Genomic DNA, 18,118 nt, shown 5'->3' with positions numbered 1-18,118 from the left:
AAGCAAACTTACTAATAAACAGCATGACCTAAAGCCAAACCAGCAACCAGCATTCCTAGAACTAGGAATGGTTGAGCGCTCGCTTGATATTTCACATCATTTTTCAGGGGATCGCGCAGAAAATACATATCCTGAAAAGTGATTTGAGGGATGATGAGTAATATCAAGATTGCCGCATAAAGGTTTTGGTGGATGCTAATTAAATACGCGGCAATTCCAGCTTGAAAGATATCGATCATGAGTACGCATATCCATGCAGCCGTTCCAACGCCAAACATCACCGGAAGCGATTGTAGACCGAGTTGGCGATCGCCTTCAACACTCTTGAAGTCATTCACTACGGCAATTCCCAACCCCGCCAAACTGTAGAACAGCGTCAGAAGCATAATCGTAGGGTTTAACTCCCCAAACAGCGCGTGACCCGTCCACCAGGGCAGAGCGATGTAACTGGCACCTAGTGCGTAATTACCCAACCAGCCATTTTTCTTCAGCTTCAGCGGTGGCGCAGAGTAAATATAGGCGAGGAACGTACCGCCCAAAGCAATGCAGGTGATGGTAGGAAAATCATGCCCTGCCCATCTATCTAAAACGTAGGAAAGCCCTAACCCCGCAAATAACAGCAGCAAAATTTGCGTCACCACTTGGGGAACAGAAATGGCACCAGAGGGAATCGGACGGTAGGGTTCGTTAATCGCGTCGATATCGCGATCGTAAAAATCATTTAAAGTTTGGGTATACCCAACCAAAATAGGTCCCGATAGCAGCATACAAGTAGCCGCTTTCAGGACATTTTCCAGAGTCCAAGTGTATTCACCGGAAGAAGCCGCACCGCAGACAACACCCCAAATCAAAGGAATCCAGGTAATCGGCTTCATCAGCTGCAAGCGGATTTTCCAGATAGAAGTCTCGCCAGGAGCGGCACCTTTCATGCCTAGCAGTTGCCGAGTTTTCGCACTGCGCTCAGATGGGTTGTTATTGATTTTTTCTTGTTTGTCGGTTGTCATTTGCTAATGGGTAATAGGTAATAGGTAATGGGTAACGGGTAATGGTCATTATCAAGACCTATTACCCATTACCAATTCTCAATGACCAATTAGAACGAAATCGCCAAGTAACTATTTTGAAATTTAGCGCCTTTGACGGGTTGACCGCTTAACTGGGGGGGTAAGGAGATATTGCGCCGCTGATCTCCGGCTTCGATAGTAACTTCAGGCCCGTATTGGGTGAGTTTTACCTGCTTTTTATCAAAACCAGGCAAGAATAGACGTACTTGACGACCTGGAATGTCAATCTCGATCGGTTTGGGTAGCCCCGAAACTTGGCGCAAATCCGGGAGGGCGTCTATCAGCGGTTGCCAGTCACCTGGTGGCGAGCTGGGAAGGGAGCTGACCGCAAGCGGGGTAAAGTTTTCCGAAATGGCTTCTGTGACCGACTCTTGGTTGAGCAAGACGCCTCCTACGGTCAGCCCGACTTGTTGGGCACTGCCCCAAAAATACTGGGCAGTAGAAACAGCAGTTGGCGCACTCGTCGTCACCAAATAGGCGGCAACGCGGTTAGGGTCAGCGACTGCTGCTCTCCCTCGCTCCAGCAGATTGTTCACCTCATTGGTGGGCTGTTGGGCAAAGTTATCCCCACTCCATGACACGTTGAGAACAGCGCTGCTAATGGGTTGAATGAACGGCGAAACGGTTCTCCACAGGTCGGAATCTTCCACCACTTTCCGGAAGCGGCGAATATACCAGCTGAGGATCTCTGGCATCCCCAGCATCCGCAGGGTGGTCTGGTCGCCGCTGCCGTCGTAGATAATTACGTCGTATTTGCCACTGGCTTCGTACTCGCGGATGGCGTTGAGAGCCAAGGCGCTGTCCATCCCTGGCAGAACGCCCAACTCCTGACCGTAGACATTTTTCAGCAGAGGCGTCCGGAGATACTGTGCCTCCAGTTTTTTGACTTCTTCCCAGCTGCGTTCGAGTAGCACGGCAGACTGGAACTGTACTACCTGTAAATTTTGCTCTAGTTCCTGGGGATCAGGGCTAGGGGACGCCCCCAGAAGCAATCCGAGAGTGGGACCGGGATCTTGTCCGGCAAGTAGCACTCGCGCTCCCTTGCTTGCCAGTTGTTTGGCGGCTGCGATCGCGACTGTGGTGCGACCCGTGCCGCCTTTGCCCAAAAACGTTAAAATCAGGGCCATCTGTTCTTATTGTGCGGGTTTCAGTTCATCTTCAAAAAACCAAGTGGTCGAGTTGTCGTCAAATTGCACGACGACGCCAACGCCACTACCATCCGTCATTTTGTAGCCTTTGATGCTGCCGACTTTCCCCAGTTTATTAGCAACAGCGGGAGAAACCCTGTCTCTGAGGCGGTATACTTTAACTTTTTGACCGATCTCCATTACTGCTCCGATGCAATGAACCATTCCAAATCATTCCACAGTTTAGGGCAAAACCTCGAAGATTGGTTTGCTTAAGTGGTGGCGAACCGAAGGTCGTCCTCTTAGGACATCGCTTTCTTCCGGGTTCAGATTTCCTCTGGTCAATACTCAGGGAAGGTTTTTACACTTATTTTTTTGCTCTGACACTTTGGCTCTCTAGCACCAAGATGACATTGAGACTGTTACGCTTGACTCTTGGACTCTTGGCATAAACTGTCACTCGTAAAACTTCTGCTTGTATTGCAGTAAATTTCCTATATCATCTTTAACTTAATAGACTAGACTTGTGACAAAACCAAACAAATGCCAATAAGCGACAATGGGAACTCTAAGGTTTGACTCAGCTTCATAGAAAAAAGTGGCTTCGTGTTTTGGTTGTGGGAGTGTAGTGGGATTTGTTGAAGTCGATGAAAGCAGTTGTTCGCAAGGCTGGCAGGGTGAGGCATTGGCTGCCGGTTAATGACCTGTGGTGGGCAAAGTTAGATTTATTGAGAACCCTGGTGCGGCGGGATTTGGAAGCACGATATAAGGGTTCGGTATTGGGCAATTTGTGGCCTTTGGTCAATCAGCTGTCGCAGTTGCTGATTTACACCTATGTTTTCTCAATTGTTTTGCAGGTAAAGCTGAGTCTGAAAGGTTTGCCAACGAATAATATTACCTATGGTTTATGGCTATTTGCGGGCTTGCTTCCCTGGATTGCGTTTAACAGTGGACTTACCCAGGCAGCGAGGTCAGTGATAGGGCAACCAAACTTGGTCAAGAAGGTAGTGTTTCCGCTAGCTTTATTACCGCTGGTGCCGATTTTATCGACGTTTATTGAAATTTCGCTTGGCTTGATGGCATTGATTGTGTTGGTAGCGGTATCGGCTGGAACTCTACACACTACATTGGCGCTGTTGCCTTTAGTTTGGCTACCGCAGTTATTGTTGACGGCAGGGTTAGGCTATTTAGCAGCAGGTCTGACAGTATTTTTGCGGGATATTCCTCAGACACTAACAGTTATCTTGAATCTTTGGTTTTACATGACACCCCTTATCTATCCAGCGTCAGCAATTCCAGAACAATGGCGAGGCTGGGTGTTTTGGTTGAATCCTATGGCAGCAATCGCAGAAGTATATAGAGATTTGGTGCTGGTAGGAGAGGTGCAGCACTGGCGAGAATGGATGGTCGTTACAGTAGTTTCTGTTGTGATGTTTTCTGGAGGCTTATGGGTGTATAGAAAATTACGTCCGGCATTTGCTGATGTACTCTAGTTATAGTTGAATGTAAGAGTTGTGGTGTTTGCGTCAGTTGTGTCATGAGTGAAATTGCTATTTCTTTGAAGAATGTTTCAAAGTGTTTTAAGCGGTATCCACATCCTGTAGATCGATTGAAGGAAATTTTATTACCAGGACGCACTTATGCTCAAGAATTTTGGGCTTTGCGAGACATTAACTTAGAGGTTTTCAAGGGTCAAACTGTTGGAATTATTGGTCGCAATGGCTCTGGGAAGAGTACCTTATTGCAAATTATTGCAGGCACCCTGACTCCAACCTCAGGTAGCATTGAGGTAAATGGTAGGATTGGCGCATTGCTAGAATTGGGCAGTGGCTTTAATCCTGAGTTTACTGGTCGTGAGAATGTATTCCTCAATGGGGCTATTCTGGGGCTGAGCCGCCAGGAAATGGAGCAGCGATTTGATGAAATCGCTGCTTTTGCTGACATTGGTGACTTTATCGATCAGCCAGTTCAAACTTATTCCAGCGGTATGGTAGTAAGGCTGGCTTTTGCTGTGTCTGTCAATATAGAACCTGATATTTTAATTATTGATGAAGCGTTAGCTGTGGGCGATGCTGCTTTTCAGTTTAAATGCTTTGAAAGATTAGAGCATTTAACTCAATCTGGAGTTACAATTCTATTTGTTTCTCACGATATTGGAGCTGTTAAGCTGCTTTGTGAAGATGTGCTTTATCTTGTCAATGGGAAAGAGAGAGGGTTTGGCTCCCCTGATGATCTGGCAGAATTATATTTTTTAGATATGCGCGATGAGCAAAGAAAATTGCTCTCAGGAAGCTCACCTGTAAAGAAAAAACATTCGTTAGCTGGTGATAGAGGGATTGCATTTGGTACAGATGAAGGAAGAATCATACAAGCAGAGTTTATAGATATAGACTGTTTACATGGCGCTTTTGCACTGGGAGATGAAATAAAAGTTAAATTCCAAATAGAATTTTTAAGTTCTCTTAATCATCCTTCCTTTAGCTTATTTGTTCAAGATCGCAAAATGCTTCCTATTGGAGGTCAATATTTAAGACTTTCAAAAACCAATCAATCAGAAAAAATAATTAGGCAAACTGTAATATTTTCATTTAAAGTATCATTAGCAGAAGGAAATTACTTTTTAACAGCAGTTTTAGAAGAGCGTCAATCAGATAATCACTTTTTCCCAATAGACAAACAGTCAAAAATCTTAACTTTTGAAGTTTTACCATCTAGCAGGAAAAAATTTTTAGGGATTGTTGATTTAAAAATAAAGATTCTGGAACTAGCTGTGGATGAAATCAAATCATAAACTTAGAATAAAAAAGCTTTTGTTAATGGCTACGAAATGCTTGATATGATACCAAAACTTGCTTTCACTAAAGTTAAAGCTTAAACCTTATAAAAATACAGGTGCCTATGCGGAATGACAAACAACTAACAAACAGACTTATTCAAGTAGAAAGTGAGGCTCCATTGATAACAAGTTTAACGGCAATTGATGAAGCGTTAAAACTGATAGAGCCTGATGAGCATATTTTGGCAATTGGTTTCAAATTTATGCACACGGGCGAATCAATACCACTAATACTAACTGACGCATTAAACAAATTTCAATACAACATTTATGGAGTAGATATTCTACCTAATCGCTTTCAAAATGCAATAACTAAACTTAATTTAAATATAAAAAAATGTGATGTAGACTTAGAAAGTCTCCCTTCCCCAGATATTTTTTTGATGCAATTTTATTTAATGAAGTTTTTGAGCATTTGAGAGTTAATATAATTTTTACAACTAAAGAAGTTTTAAAATTCTTAAAACTAAGGGGATATTATCTATATCAACGCCAAACTTAAAATTTTTGGAGGAAATTATTAACGTGAGATTAATTATTACAAACCTTTAATTACTTAACAAAGCTGGTTAGCAAAAAAAAGGAAATTTATGAAAAATAATTAAATAAGTAAATAAAATTAATAATATTTATTTTATAAAGGCTTTTCTTGAATAAACATTGAATCATTAATAATGATAAAATGCACAAATTACAATTTAAAATTAATTCAAATAATAAACTGAGGCACTTATGTTTTTTATAGTGAGTACAGGTAGATCTGGAACAACAACAATTGCTGAAACTCTGTCTATAGTTAATGGATGCGTATGTCTACATGAACCACCTCCAGAGTTAATTGGAGAATCATCTGCCTATCGTTATGGAGTTATCAAGGCCGAAGAAATAAAAAAGATTTTATTGGAGACTCGTAATTCTACAATTAATAACTCTATATATTGTGAATCGAATCAAACCTTATCTCTAATTATTCCAGTTTTAGTAGAAGCATTTCCTGAAGCCCAATATATATGGTTAATTCGTAATGGATTAGATGTAGTGGCATCAACATATCAAAAGCAATGGTATACTGGTCACTCAGAAAATCACGACCATTATGAGGAATGCTCACTAATTGAGCAAGCTTGGATAGACGGTCGAATTGAAGGTGATCGCTGTGGCGATATGAGTCCTGATGAATGGAGCAAACTGGATCGTTTTGGACGTTGCTGTTGGTATTGGAGCTATGTTAATCGGATTATTGAAGCTGACCTAAATGAACACGCTGCTGAGCGTTTTAGAATATTACATTTAGAAGAAATTAACTTAAAGTTGCCCGAAATCATCGACTGGATGGGTTTAAAAACTCCTGTTATTCCACAAGCTAAACGTCATAATGTAGCTAAACGTGAGCCTTATCACTGGACTATATGGACTGGGCAAGAACGAGCAACGTTTGATTATTGGTGTGGAAGCTTAATGGATCGCTTTTATCCAACTTGGCGAACAACTAAAGAAGAGTGGAAAGGGATAGAGTATTTCGATAGTAGTGGGGTACATAGCTTTCCTAGTTTGAAGGAAAACTCTTTAAAAATATCAGTTTATATTACATCCTATAATCAAAAGAAGTATTTAATTGAGGCAATTGAAAGTGTTTTGGCTCAAACTTTGCCTCCAAGTCAGGTTATTATTGTTGATGATTGCTCTAGTGATGGTTCTCAAGAAGTGATTGCTGCTTACGCTTCTCGTTATCCTGAGCTAATAACACCAATTTATCATACTTGCAATCAAGGCATAGCGCAGACTCGGATAGATGCCCTACAAGCAGTAACGGGAGACTATGTTACTTACGTCGATGGTGACGACAGATATCTCCCTACTAAACTTGAAAAAGAAGCGAAGTTGCTTCAACAAAATCCAAATGCACAAATCGCTTTTTCAAACAACTACTATATGACAGTAGATGGCATTCATTTTGGGGTTTGGGCGGAAGGAGAGGTGCCTCCCCACGGTGAGGTTTTTTGCCAGACTTTTGCTAGGGAATTCCCAAAACGCAATCTTTTTCGTATGGAATTAATACCATACGCAGCCTTGAAGAAAATCGGATTTCACGATCCAAAGCTAAAATTATATGAAGATTTTGATATACGCATTCGTTTATCAAAACAATATCGAACAATTTACTCCAACGAGCTATTAAGCGAGTCACGCATTCATAATAAGGGGCTTTCTAGTTCAGATGCAGCCCAGCATTTAGCATCTGTACAATATGTTTATCGCAAAAATAAACCTCTTTTGAAGGATATTAATGTTAAAAAAAGAAGAGAGGTTCAACAAAAATTAGAAGAGTGGATAGCTGACATCGCTAAACGTGCAGCCGAGGAAGCTATAGAAGACATTCAAGGTAAAAGAAGAAGTAGAAAGCAGGCTTTAAAATGCTATTTTCAATTTCTACAATACAAACCAAATAAATTTGATTACAAATTTATTCTTAAAATAATTTTGCCCAAATGGATGTATAAACGGTAGCAAAAATAAAGGATTTTCCTTTCTTCGGTTTTTAGTATCTGAGCGAGCTATGAGAAAAACACAACAAATTACAGGCTTGCATAATCTAATTATTAATTTTTTCAAAACTCATGCTAACAACTACAACTTTCCCCATAATATATGCTTTTGCTCGCTCTGGCGGCACCTTAATCAACCGTTGTTTGGGCTGTATACCAGGTAACATTGTTCTCTCAGAAGTGAATCCTCATGCCTCAGTTGTCCCCATTGAAGTTCAGGCACGAGACTGGTTCAAGTTGCTGTCACCTACAGATTTTCCTGGGTTTGCTAAGAAAAGCTATGCAGAAAAAATACAGTGGCTAGCAACATCTGTGCAACAGCAGGGCAGCCATTTAATTATTCGAGATTGGGTAACTTTGAACTTTTTGGCTAAGGCCAGCAATGACATATACGTTCCTAGCGTATTTTTAGAGCAAGAACTGTATCTCTCACATTATGGTTTTAGCTATCGTCCTATAGTGTTAACACGTCGTTCTGCTGATGTTTATGAATCTATAACACGCACCTTTGAACAGTTCCGAAACTTATCCGTTCAAGAATTTGGGACTTATTACTTAGCTTATGCACAAGCAGTATCGATGTATCCAGTCTTTCACTACGAAATTTTTTGCCAAGAACCGGAAAAAGAGCTGAAACAAATATGTGATACTCTTGGTATTAACTATAATGATTCTTTTACTACCGAATTTAGTAAATTTGAGTATTGCACGGGAGATAACACTCTTCTCACTTCTAGTAGAGGAAATAAACTGGAGAAGATAACTGTCATGAAAAGCAACCATGAGTGTGAAGCCTATCTTGCAGCTAGTTTAGATGCAAACTGCCAGCAAGCAGATAAGTTATTAGGTTATGAAAATATGGAAGTTGAACAAAAAGTCGATGCTCTTTGGAAAATCATTGAGTTCCGTGACAAATCGCTTAGCCAAGCAACTGATTTACGGCACCAGATTGAGGAACAATGGCAGCAGACTCAATCACAACTGGAACAGACTCAATCACAACTGGAACAGACTCAATCACAACTGGAACAGACTCAATCACAACTGGAACAGACTCAGACAGATTTAGGGAATTTTCAATCTCAGTGGCACCAATCTCAAGTAGATATAGAGTACCGTGGTCAGGAGCTACAACGTTTAGACGTAGCTTTAGCACAGGAAAAGTCTACTGTACAAGAGTTACAGGATAAAAACTCTACTTTAGAAGTATCCTTAGCCGAGCAAAAGCACTTAGTTAGTCACCTAAAAGAACAGCTGCACTCACTTAATGTGGTGCGTTCGCGCCTAATCGATGAACTATATCAGTCGAACAACTACTTAAAATATACAATTGAGCAGCTACAAGCTTCTAACAACCACTTACATAATACAGTTCATGGATTGCAAGCTTCTAACAACCACTTACTAGAAGAACTTGCTTTTCTAACAACTAATAAAGCAGCTATTAGGAAACTGATTAAAACATTCTTGAATAAAACTGGTCTATATAATTTTATTTACCGAAATTATAACTTATTTGTTCCTGTTTATAACCTGTTATTCCGCGATCGCTGGAAGCCATCTACAATTTTTCGTTCCAACGCTTCAATCAGTATTCCTCCCTCTTCCGAAGTTCAAACTTCCGGACAAGAGGGACAAGAGATAGTGAATGCTAACATTGAGATTGACTCACCCAGTATTGAAGCTTTTATAAATGCCAGGAGTCTTGGAGAAGATGTTAATTTAGAGACATCTGAGTTTTTATCTAGCTGCTTAGCGGAAATTAATAAAGTTCTTTGTATCAATCCATCAAAAGATAATTTACATTTTCTAAATCTACTTTCAAAAACCAATACGAAGGTAACGTGTATAAATTCTAAAAGTTATCAAAACAATTTTCTCGCCTATGGTTTTGAAACCCTTCCTATAGAACTAAGTGAGTGGATGATTGCAACAGACAGAATAAATTTTGGTGATTATGACTGCTTGTTGCTAAATACAAAGATTCCAGAAGAAACTCTCCTGCTGCTGAAAGGCCGTTTGTCGCCCAAAAATAAAGTTATGTTTTTTGGTGTTACTTCAAACGAGCGCTTACTTAAACAGGGATGGGATTCTCCAGAGAGGATACTTAAAGATTTACTATTTTATAAAACTCCGCCTCAAACTTGGTTAGATGCATTTTGGCAAAAATCAACAGATGATCCACTGTTACAGTGGCCGTGGAATTACTCTGTCCCTCAAGTTCCTTCAACCTTGCCGTCTGGAAAACCTTGGCCCAAAATATCCGTTGTTACAGTCAGCCTCAATCAAGGAGCTTATCTGGAAGAAACCTTGCGCTCTGTACTTTTGCAAGGATATCCCAACCTTGAATACATAGTGATTGATGGTGGATCTAGCGATAACACTCCGACTATTCTAGAGCGATACCGTTGTGAACTAGCTTATTGTGTAAGCGAACCCGATCGAGGGCAATCTCATGCTCTTAATAAAGGTTTTAGTCATGCCACTGGTAATATCTTGGCATGGCTTAATAGTGATGATCGATATTTACCGGGGACGCTTTTCCGAGTAGCTATGGCTTTTGACACCTATACTACAGACCTAGTAGCTGGAGGCTGTCTGCTTACTCTAGGAAATAACCAAAGACCCTTCAAAACGCATCATAACGTTATGCCAGTTGGCAAGGTAGTTTCTCTGCCTCTTGAGCGACTACTAGACATTGATGGTTCTTGGCAAAAAGCAGACTTTTTCTATCAACCAGAAGTTTTTTTTACACGAGAAATTTGGGAACGCTCCGGGGCCCAAGTTGATGAAAGCCTGTTTTACAGCATGGACTATGAACTTTGGGTGCGAATGGCCTATCATGGAGCTAATATAGTTCACATTCCAGATTCCCTATCACTTTTTAGACGCCACGAGCAGCAGAAAACATATGGTGATAATCTACCTTTTATAGATGAGCTAAAAGAATTCAATGCTAAATTTAAACAAAATCTTGCAAAAGTAAAAAAATATGACTAGAGAAGAGTTAGACCTTGGGAATTACATCCATCGTACTGGAGCAGTTAATACAAGTAACCAAAGGGAACCTTTTGAAGATAGTCCAGTAATACCTCTATTCTCCGAAGAGAAATTAGAAGAGGCTGTAGTAACCCTTAGGAAAATCCTGGAAAAAGATGATTCTCCTCAAACCAAGGAGTCTCTAAAAGGAGAAATAGCAACGCGCATTCAATCTTTTTGTCCTCATTGGTTTCAAAGAATCGATTATCCACATCACAAAATAACGTCTACTTCTAATCATAATTGGGCTTTCATAGATGAAGGGGGTGTTAATACTCTAGGAAAAAGACTCACTGGTCAGGAAGCTTCTATTTTGCGTCCTTGGCCTAAGTGGTTCTACATCAAAGATATATTGCCCAATGTTGTCGGAAAATCGGTACTAGAACTAGGTAGCTCAAATGGATTTTTTAGTTTTCGATTTGCTGAGCTGGGTGCATCTCACGTAACCGGAGTAGAAATTATTCAGCGTCAGTATGAAAGTGCCGTATGGTCAGCCGATATACTGGGACATAAAAACGTTTCATTCGTTAATACGGATGCTTTACTAGACTTGACTGTTCCCCAGCACGATATTGTTTTTTTATCAGAAGTACATAACCATTTTTTGTTTCCCTTTTTCGGATTGCTCCGAGTTATTAACTTAGCCAAAGAAATGGTCATTTTTGATACAGGTGCTGTAGACATCAACGAGCATCGTTTGGATCTCCACTCGGGTTGGAAAAGCCAAAGTGGTAACCTGATTTATCACAGCTTTCAGATGACAGATGGGCTGATAATGGATTTTCTCAATTTGGTAGGAATACCTCCTTACAAAGTCAAACGCTATAAAGCTCCATCTGATCATTATCATATTCTTTACGCAATTGACACGACAGAGGTCGAACAGAATCGTCAACAACTTAGCTATCCAGAATATCTCAAACAAACAATTGAATTAAAATTTAAAACGCCTACAAACCTCCGATAAAAGATCAAAGGCGCTGAAGAAGAAAATGTGCCTTTTTTCTCAGCTAAAGCAACTGGTTCTTAACTAGGTATGGCTGGCTTACCCTACCTAAATGCTAATCAAGGTGCAATTAGGCGCTCAATTTTACATCATTGTAACTGAATGTAAGAAAAATATTCGATTCTAGTGTGGCATTATCCATATGAGGAATATTACTTCTTGAAGAACCTTGTACAGAAGGCTATATTAATAGGAGTGATAGCTCAGTTTGTTCGTCAATTGATTGAATTACCAGGGAGCTTCCTCAACCAATATTAATATGAACAAACTGAGCTGTTTATCAAGATTAATTATTTTTCTTTAAAAAAGCAGGATATTTAACTGATGATGAGCCTACAGAGTATTAGAAATAAACTTTCGAGTGGTCAGAGTTTGCGTATACTATTCATTAATGATTTAGGTTTTCAGTATGGAGCGGGGTTGGCTCTCTTACGTCAAATTCAATCGTTTCTTCTAATGGGTCATGATGTTGCAGCTCTCTGCTGGACACCTGGTGCTGAAGAAGAAAATGTGCCTTTTATCCCAGCTAAAGCAACTGGTTCTTGGCTAGGCATGAGTGGTTTACCTTACCTACACTCCCATTACGGTGTAAGTCAGTCATCTATTATCGATAGTATTGTACTGGAAGCAAGTCTTAGATATCCTGATGTGATAATTTTAGGTAACCTTCACGGTGCTGGGTGGTCGCTTAAGCTACTTCCCGCACTACAATCACTTGGGTGCGTAGCAATTGCATTTTTGCACGACTTTTATTTAATAACGGGTCGATGTGCCTACCCTGGGGAGTGCCATCGCTACGAAATTGGTTGTAATGACAGCTGCCCTACCTGGGATCAGTACCCGTCTCTTGCTCCAGACAAAATTTTTGATGAATGGGTTTTGCGTCGAGAAATATTTTGCGGTTCTCAGGGAGTTCCTTTAGCAGCCAATAGCCAGTGGACTCTCAAGATGGCACGACAAGCTCTGACAGGACTTCACTATGCTGATTGTGTTTACTATGGATTGGATGAGCAGCTGTTTAGAAAAATAGATAAGTCATTAGCTCGTCAGTTACTAGGGATTCCCCAAGACTGCTTTGTTATTTTGGGTGGAGCAGTCAATATGAGTGACTATCGTAAAGGTGGACATATCTTTTGTGAAATAGTATCACAACTTCAACAGAAAGCACATTTTGTCGTTTTTGGTGCTGAATCTCATCAAATTAAAGGTGTCCAGGGAACGGGGCTATTGCGAGATTACCGAAAAATGGTCTTAGTTTACAGCGCTGCTGATATTTTTGTGGGAACTTCTTTGGAAGAAGCATTTGGTCAAACTTTCTGCGAAGCCGCAGCCTGCTCCTTACCTGTAGTGGCCTTCAATATTGGGGGCATACCTGAAATAGCACGGCATGATGTCAATGCACGATTAGCAAATGAGATTAGCGCCCAAGCATTGCTTAATGAAATTGATTTTTTTATGAAAAGTCCAGCTAAATGCCAAGAATTCGGTAGGGCAGGAAGAGCGATAGTAGAACAAGAGTTTACGCTTAAAGCTCAGGGTGAGCGTTGGATAGATTACCTGAAACGTGTAGTACAATTTGAGAAAACTGATGTATTAGGCGTTGCCGCAAAAGAACCCAGCAAGCAAGGAATCTTTTGCTAAATTTGATTAAGACAATAAAAAGTAAAATAATTTTCGGAAAATGATGAACACCCTAATTTGTAAAAAGAACGAAGATTTTAGCAAGCTGAGCTACTCTATTTAACCCAATTCCAATTATCAGAGTTTAAATCATGATCTCAAGCATTAAAAAGATAGGCAAGAAAATTAAAGATTTAGCCCTAATAAGAAACCCTACAAGCTCGGAAGTTTTTCTAAGGAGATTCTACGAAAACTATTTTATTTGTGATTGGCTGCCCAATTCCAAATATAGTGTTTTCACGCAGTACGATCAAGAATATTACTTAAAACAAGAAGAAGCTTTTAAGCATAAATATCGTTGCTTTTTTGCTGTTTCCAAAACAATATCCCCTAAAAAAATTTTAGAGATAGGAACTCATGCTGGTTCTAGTGCTGATGCTTATATAAGCGCTACTCCTGGTGCATCGTATATTGGACTTGATATGTTTGGGGAAAACATACGCCACGATAACGGCTTACCTTGGCAGCCTCAGGAGGTCGCCAAGCAGTTATTTCAAGAGCGAGAATTTAATAAATATGAGCTAATCAAGGTAAATTTGCGAACCCTAGATCATCTGCCTAGCTTGTCGGATTTTGTAGTAGTTGATGCTGCTCATGATTTTGAAAACCAGTATGCAGATTTAAAGCTGGCTCTTACAGCTACACCAGAATTTATTTTTGTTGATGATGTGGAAGGAGACGAAGTAAGACTGGCAGTAGAGAAGTTTTTAAATGAAGATTTGAAAGGACGAGTAGAATATACTGTTAAAATTAACTACATAGGGGGAGGATTAGTAATTAAGGTGAATAAATTCTAATATTATTTCGTCAAAATCCATACTATAAATTCAACTCTTAATTGATGGCTACCAAGTAATTTAGGAGTTAGATAACTTATGAATCCAATAGAAATACTATGAAAATCTCGATTATTACAGTCTGCAAAAACTCTGAAAAATCGATAGAAAAAACTATTCAAAGTGTAATATATCAAACTTATAAAGATATTGAATATATTGTTATTGATGGCAATTCTAAAGATAAAACTAAAGAAATCATTGCTCGTTATGATAGCAGCATTACAAAAATTATCAGCGAACCTGATAATGGATTGTATGAAGCTATGAATAAAGGAATCCATTTAGCCACAGGTTGTTTTATAAACTTTCTAAATTCAGATGATTATTTATATGATACCCATGTAGTTAGTGATGTAGTAGATTTTATCTCAGCACATCCTAACTGTGAATTTCTTTATGGGGATACACATCTCCGACCTAATCCTCTATTACATAAAGAGACAAGCGTTTGGAAGTCTCCACTTCCAAACGATATTCCTGAAGCAATGATATACGGCGCTTTATTTCTTCAAGGGGCTATTTTTTTTAATGCATGTTTGTTTACCAAATTAGGCTTGTTTAACGAAAATTACAGGATTTCAGCAGATTATGAATGGTTTGCTAGGCTTATAGAGCATAAAGAAATAAATGTATTTTACTATCCTAGAACCATTTTCTCTTATTATCAAGGAGGGTTATCTGGCGATATAAAAGCAACGCTTAGTGAAATGTTTAAGATTCAAAATCAAATTCCATTATTTCAAACCGATTATTGGGTTAGAAAGAGAATATCAAAATTACAAGAGGGGATTATAGAATTACAAGAATTTATTCATGTAATTCAAAAACTTTCTGAGGAACGGAGGGTCTTAATTTCTGCGATGGAAAGCCAGATTACAGCAATAGAAATAAAAAATGCTGAATTAGAAGGTAAAATAGCAGGAATGGAAGCTAGCAAATTCTGGAAGTTAAGAAATGCATGGTTCAAACTAAGAAATGCATGGTTCAAGAAAAAAAATTAATAAAACAGAAAATCTCAGAGAATTTAGATTAAACAAACTTGTCCGAAATTTAAAAATTCTATTTACTTATAAGTTGGTATTCAAATGAGAATTTTTATAGACTGCACCCATACAGCTAATCATACATACAAGAATACAGGTATCCATCGAGTAGTTCGCCAGCTTACATTAGAGTTAACCAAGCTCAGTTTGACTAACGCTAATATAAAAGCAATTCCAGTTAAATTTGATGGAAACTTTATTAGTAAAGTCACTTCTCTATACCCGGAGAATGAAACCCAGGCTAGTAAAAGCAATCTAGTTAGTAACCCAGTTATTACTAAAATAATTAATAAATTTAACTTGTTTGTTTACAAAGCTAATAATAAAATTAGAAAAGCGTCGTTTTTTAAATATTTGTTTTATAAACCTTCAATTACTACATTGAAAGAATCTGATGCCTTTGAAGGAGTTAAGCTTTCACCAGAAGATGTTTACTTAATTGTTGATTCAAATTGGGATTTACCTAATTCGTACTACAACTTTTTAAAAAGATTGAAAAATCACGGTGTAACTATTGTGTTAGTATGTTACGATTTAATCCCGCTAAAATTTCCAGAATTTTGCTCGAAGGATTTTTGTAAAGCTTTCTCTGAGTTTTTTATTCAGTATTCTTCCTTAGTCGATAGAGTTATAGGGATATCCAGACAAAGTGCTAAAGATTACCTTGAGGCAAAGGAAAAAGGCATATTGCCGAATACAAATCCTAATCAAGTAGTAACAAGTTTTCGTCTAGGATGCGATTCTATTAAATCTCAAGAATTCCAAGTTACTGATGATAACGGTAGTGAGGATACAGAATTTAAGTCTGTTTTGAATGAGCAATATATTTTGGTAGTAGGTAGCTTAGTTCCTCATAAAAATATTAAAACTATCGTTGCAGCTTTTGACTTATTAGGAGACTCAAATGAAAACGTTCATTTAGTCTTTGCAGGAAATCGGGGATGGGATCTAGAGACAGACAGGCTAATTGAATTAAATAAGAAGTATGGAAGGTTCATGCACATATTCGGTTCAATTACTGATTCTCAGCTACAACTTCTATATGAAAACTGCTACTGCCTAGTTCAAGCATCCTTCTATGAAGGATTTGGATTACCAGTTGTAGAAGCATTACAACACTACAAACCTGTAATTGCAAGCACTGGTGGCTCTCTACCGGAGGTAGGGGGAGACTTCTGTATTTACTTCGATCCTAATCAACCACAAGAACTGTATAAAGCCTTAACACATCTGCTTAGCTCAGACGCATATTATAATCAGTTAGTAAATCGACTTAAGACGGAATATAAGCCTTTCTCTTGGCAAGAATCGGCTCAAGAATTACTATCTAATTTATATAAGTAAAGGATTTATCTATAAATAAAAATAACCCGATTTTTAAATAAATATGCAGCAAATTATACTTAGAAAAATATCTAAGAAGAGCCCCTATACTATTAGTAATATTTTACATAGGTATAGCTTCAACTTCAGTATTTTTATTTTCTAATTATTATTGTAACTAAAATCAAAAATTCTTGGTAAGCTATCTCCACGAGAAGGTTGGAAGCGTTTGCTATTAACTCAACTACTGGCTCCTGTCTTGAGTCAAAATTTTGATTTATATAATATGGGATAAACTATGCGATCGCTACGGTTTATCCGCCTTGTTTTCTATGCGCTCATCCTACTTGTAGTAAAACCGTCTGTCGCATTGGGTAAACTTTACGGCGTCTTCCTCTATTTAAAAAAGAGATACTAACTTTGTTGTCTCCACTGCTAGTCAATCTTTCCTTCATTTTTTCCAAACCTACTGGCATCAGCACCTATGCCGTCAATCTTTTTCCGCATCTCCAGTCTCTCAATCCGACCTTGCTGACAGCCCAAACTTTTCCCAACTATCGCTGCTACCCAGTTTCGCCTAATCTAACCCCTGCACAAGGGTCAAAAGGACATTTTTTCCGCCTGCTGTGGACGCAGCGGCGGTTGCCCGAAATTTACAAAAAATTGAATTCTAGTTTAATATTTTCCCCAGTTCCAGAAGCGCCGTTATATACGGATTGCCGTTCGGTGGTAATGGTTCACGACCTCATCCCGCTGCGGTTTCCCAAACGTTTTTCTCCCCTAACGCCCTACTTCCGCTACTACATTCCCCAAGTTTTAGCGCAAGCTGAGCATATTATCTGTAACTCTAGCGCCACTGCTCAGGATATTATTGACTTCTTCGGCATCCCAGAAGACAGAATTACGCCAATTCATTTGGCTTATGACGCGAATCATTTTCGCTTCCTAGATATTCTTACCCGCAATTATTTCCTCTACATCGGTCGTCACGATCCCTACAAAAATATTGCTCGCTTGATTGACGCTTTCGCTACTTTACCGAGTTGTTGTGACAATGAACTATGGATAGCTGGATCTGGCGATAAACGTTATACGCCTGTGTTGATGGCGCAAGCGGAACAGCTAGGTATAAAGAATCAAGTAAAATTTTTAGATTACGTTCCTTACGAGGAATTGCCGACGCTAATTAATCAAGCGATCGCTCTCGTCTTCCCTAGCCTCTGGGAGGGCTTTGGGCTGCCCGTTTTAGAAGCAATGGCGTGCGGCACCCCTGTAATTACTTCCAATCTCTCCTCGCTGCCAGAAGTCGCGGGTGACGCTGCCCTTTTAGTCAATCCCTACAACGTGGGGGAAATTGCCGAAGCCATGCAAGCAGTAGCCACGGATTCAGGGTTGCGATCGCGTCTTCGTCAAGCTAGTCTCGCTAGAGCCAGTCAATTTAGCTGGACAAAAACTGGACAAGCAACTGCCCAAGTCCTTCAGCGATATTTGTAAACCCAGCAAAAATAGGTAGTCCCGCATAGTAATGGTAGGCTGGTCAACCAAGAACCTCAATCATTGCAGACAACTTAATGAACTGCCCCAAGTGCCAATCTGCTCAAATTATCAAATACGG

At 39.4% G+C, this 18,118-nt stretch carries 14 protein-coding genes; 11 read left to right on the top strand and 3 right to left on the bottom strand.

What is annotated here, in order from left to right:
- Positions 1-11 precede the first annotated feature (11 nt).
- The 3 genes from chlG to H6H02_RS18705 all read right to left on the bottom strand — a co-directional run bounded on the left by chlG (position 12) and on the right by H6H02_RS18705 (position 2,392).
- A complete protein-coding gene (chlG, locus tag H6H02_RS18715; RefSeq protein ID WP_190820499.1) occupies positions 12-1,004 on the bottom strand; it encodes a chlorophyll synthase ChlG in 993 nt (330 codons plus the stop codon).
- Positions 1,005-1,093: 89 nt separating this feature from the next.
- A complete protein-coding gene (locus H6H02_RS18710) occupies positions 1,094-2,191 on the bottom strand; it encodes an ArsA family ATPase (RefSeq protein ID WP_190820497.1) in 1,098 nt (365 codons plus the stop codon).
- A gap of 6 nt (positions 2,192-2,197) precedes the next feature.
- Positions 2,198-2,392 carry a DUF2862 domain-containing protein gene (locus H6H02_RS18705; RefSeq protein ID WP_190820594.1) on the bottom strand — a complete coding sequence of 65 codons (195 nt, stop codon included), beginning with the start codon at positions 2,390-2,392 and terminating at the stop codon, positions 2,198-2,200.
- Between the two features lie 446 nt (positions 2,393-2,838).
- Between H6H02_RS18705 and H6H02_RS18700 the strand changes: the two genes are divergently transcribed.
- The 11 genes from H6H02_RS18700 to H6H02_RS18650 all read left to right on the top strand — a co-directional run bounded on the left by H6H02_RS18700 (position 2,839) and on the right by H6H02_RS18650 (position 17,997).
- Positions 2,839-3,684 carry an ABC transporter permease gene (locus H6H02_RS18700; protein WP_190820495.1) on the top strand — a complete coding sequence of 282 codons (846 nt, stop codon included), beginning with the start codon at positions 2,839-2,841 and terminating at the stop codon, positions 3,682-3,684.
- Positions 3,685-3,728: 44 nt separating this feature from the next.
- Positions 3,729-4,982: an ABC transporter ATP-binding protein gene (locus H6H02_RS18695; RefSeq protein ID WP_190820493.1), complete on the top strand. Its 1,254-nt coding sequence runs from the start codon at positions 3,729-3,731 to the stop codon at positions 4,980-4,982.
- Between the two features lie 107 nt (positions 4,983-5,089).
- Positions 5,090-5,446, top strand: coding sequence for a hypothetical protein (locus H6H02_RS18690; RefSeq protein WP_190820491.1), 357 nt, complete (start codon positions 5,090-5,092; stop codon positions 5,444-5,446).
- A 313-nt stretch (positions 5,447-5,759) separates the two neighbouring features.
- Entirely contained in the window at positions 5,760-7,535 is a 1,776-nt protein-coding gene (locus H6H02_RS18685; RefSeq protein ID WP_190820489.1) for a glycosyltransferase, read from the top strand.
- A gap of 110 nt (positions 7,536-7,645) precedes the next feature.
- Positions 7,646-10,573, top strand: coding sequence for a glycosyltransferase family 2 protein (locus tag H6H02_RS18680; RefSeq protein WP_190820487.1), 2,928 nt, complete (start codon positions 7,646-7,648; stop codon positions 10,571-10,573).
- Positions 10,566-11,579 (top strand): class I SAM-dependent methyltransferase, encoded by a 1,014-nt coding sequence (locus H6H02_RS18675; protein WP_190820486.1) that lies wholly within the window; start codon positions 10,566-10,568, stop codon positions 11,577-11,579. The genes H6H02_RS18680 and H6H02_RS18675 overlap by 8 nt, the downstream gene beginning before the upstream one ends.
- A gap of 363 nt (positions 11,580-11,942) precedes the next feature.
- Positions 11,943-13,259 carry a glycosyltransferase gene (locus tag H6H02_RS18670; RefSeq protein WP_190820484.1) on the top strand — a complete coding sequence of 439 codons (1,317 nt, stop codon included), beginning with the start codon at positions 11,943-11,945 and terminating at the stop codon, positions 13,257-13,259.
- Positions 13,260-13,390: 131 nt separating this feature from the next.
- Entirely contained in the window at positions 13,391-14,095 is a 705-nt protein-coding gene (locus tag H6H02_RS18665) for a hypothetical protein (protein WP_190820482.1), read from the top strand.
- 98 nt (positions 14,096-14,193) lie between these two features.
- A complete protein-coding gene (locus H6H02_RS18660) occupies positions 14,194-15,138 on the top strand; it encodes a glycosyltransferase family 2 protein (protein ID WP_190820480.1) in 945 nt (314 codons plus the stop codon).
- 84 nt (positions 15,139-15,222) lie between these two features.
- Positions 15,223-16,524 carry a glycosyltransferase family 1 protein gene (locus H6H02_RS18655; RefSeq protein WP_190820478.1) on the top strand — a complete coding sequence of 434 codons (1,302 nt, stop codon included), beginning with the start codon at positions 15,223-15,225 and terminating at the stop codon, positions 16,522-16,524.
- A gap of 399 nt (positions 16,525-16,923) precedes the next feature.
- Entirely contained in the window at positions 16,924-17,997 is a 1,074-nt protein-coding gene (locus H6H02_RS18650; RefSeq protein WP_190820476.1) for a glycosyltransferase family 1 protein, read from the top strand.
- Positions 17,998-18,118: the final 121 nt, after the last annotated feature.

This window comes from Coleofasciculus sp. FACHB-1120, assembly GCF_014698845.1.
Lineage (GTDB): Bacteria > Cyanobacteriota > Cyanobacteriia > Cyanobacteriales > FACHB-T130 > FACHB-T130.
This window is presented reverse-complemented; position numbering and strand designations above follow the sequence as displayed.

Coding starts and splice junctions, on each gene's coding strand:
- H6H02_RS18695 (WP_190820493.1), top strand. CDS start 3,729: ATGAGTGAAATTGCTATTTCTTTGAAGAATGTTTCAAAGTGTTTTAAG.
- H6H02_RS18670 (WP_190820484.1), top strand. CDS start 11,943: ATGATGAGCCTACAGAGTATTAGAAATAAACTTTCGAGTGGTCAGAGT.
- H6H02_RS18675 (WP_190820486.1), top strand. CDS start 10,566: ATGACTAGAGAAGAGTTAGACCTTGGGAATTACATCCATCGTACTGGA.
- H6H02_RS18700 (WP_190820495.1), top strand. CDS start 2,839: ATGAAAGCAGTTGTTCGCAAGGCTGGCAGGGTGAGGCATTGGCTGCCG.
- H6H02_RS18710 (WP_190820497.1), bottom strand. CDS start 2,191: ATGGCCCTGATTTTAACGTTTTTGGGCAAAGGCGGCACGGGTCGCACC.
- H6H02_RS18660 (WP_190820480.1), top strand. CDS start 14,194: ATGAAAATCTCGATTATTACAGTCTGCAAAAACTCTGAAAAATCGATA.
- H6H02_RS18655 (WP_190820478.1), top strand. CDS start 15,223: ATGAGAATTTTTATAGACTGCACCCATACAGCTAATCATACATACAAG.
- H6H02_RS18690 (WP_190820491.1), top strand. CDS start 5,090: ATGCGGAATGACAAACAACTAACAAACAGACTTATTCAAGTAGAAAGT.
- H6H02_RS18665 (WP_190820482.1), top strand. CDS start 13,391: ATGATCTCAAGCATTAAAAAGATAGGCAAGAAAATTAAAGATTTAGCC.
- chlG (WP_190820499.1), bottom strand. CDS start 1,004: ATGACAACCGACAAACAAGAAAAAATCAATAACAACCCATCTGAGCGC.
- H6H02_RS18705 (WP_190820594.1), bottom strand. CDS start 2,392: ATGGAGATCGGTCAAAAAGTTAAAGTATACCGCCTCAGAGACAGGGTT.
- H6H02_RS18685 (WP_190820489.1), top strand. CDS start 5,760: ATGTTTTTTATAGTGAGTACAGGTAGATCTGGAACAACAACAATTGCT.
- H6H02_RS18680 (WP_190820487.1), top strand. CDS start 7,646: ATGCTAACAACTACAACTTTCCCCATAATATATGCTTTTGCTCGCTCT.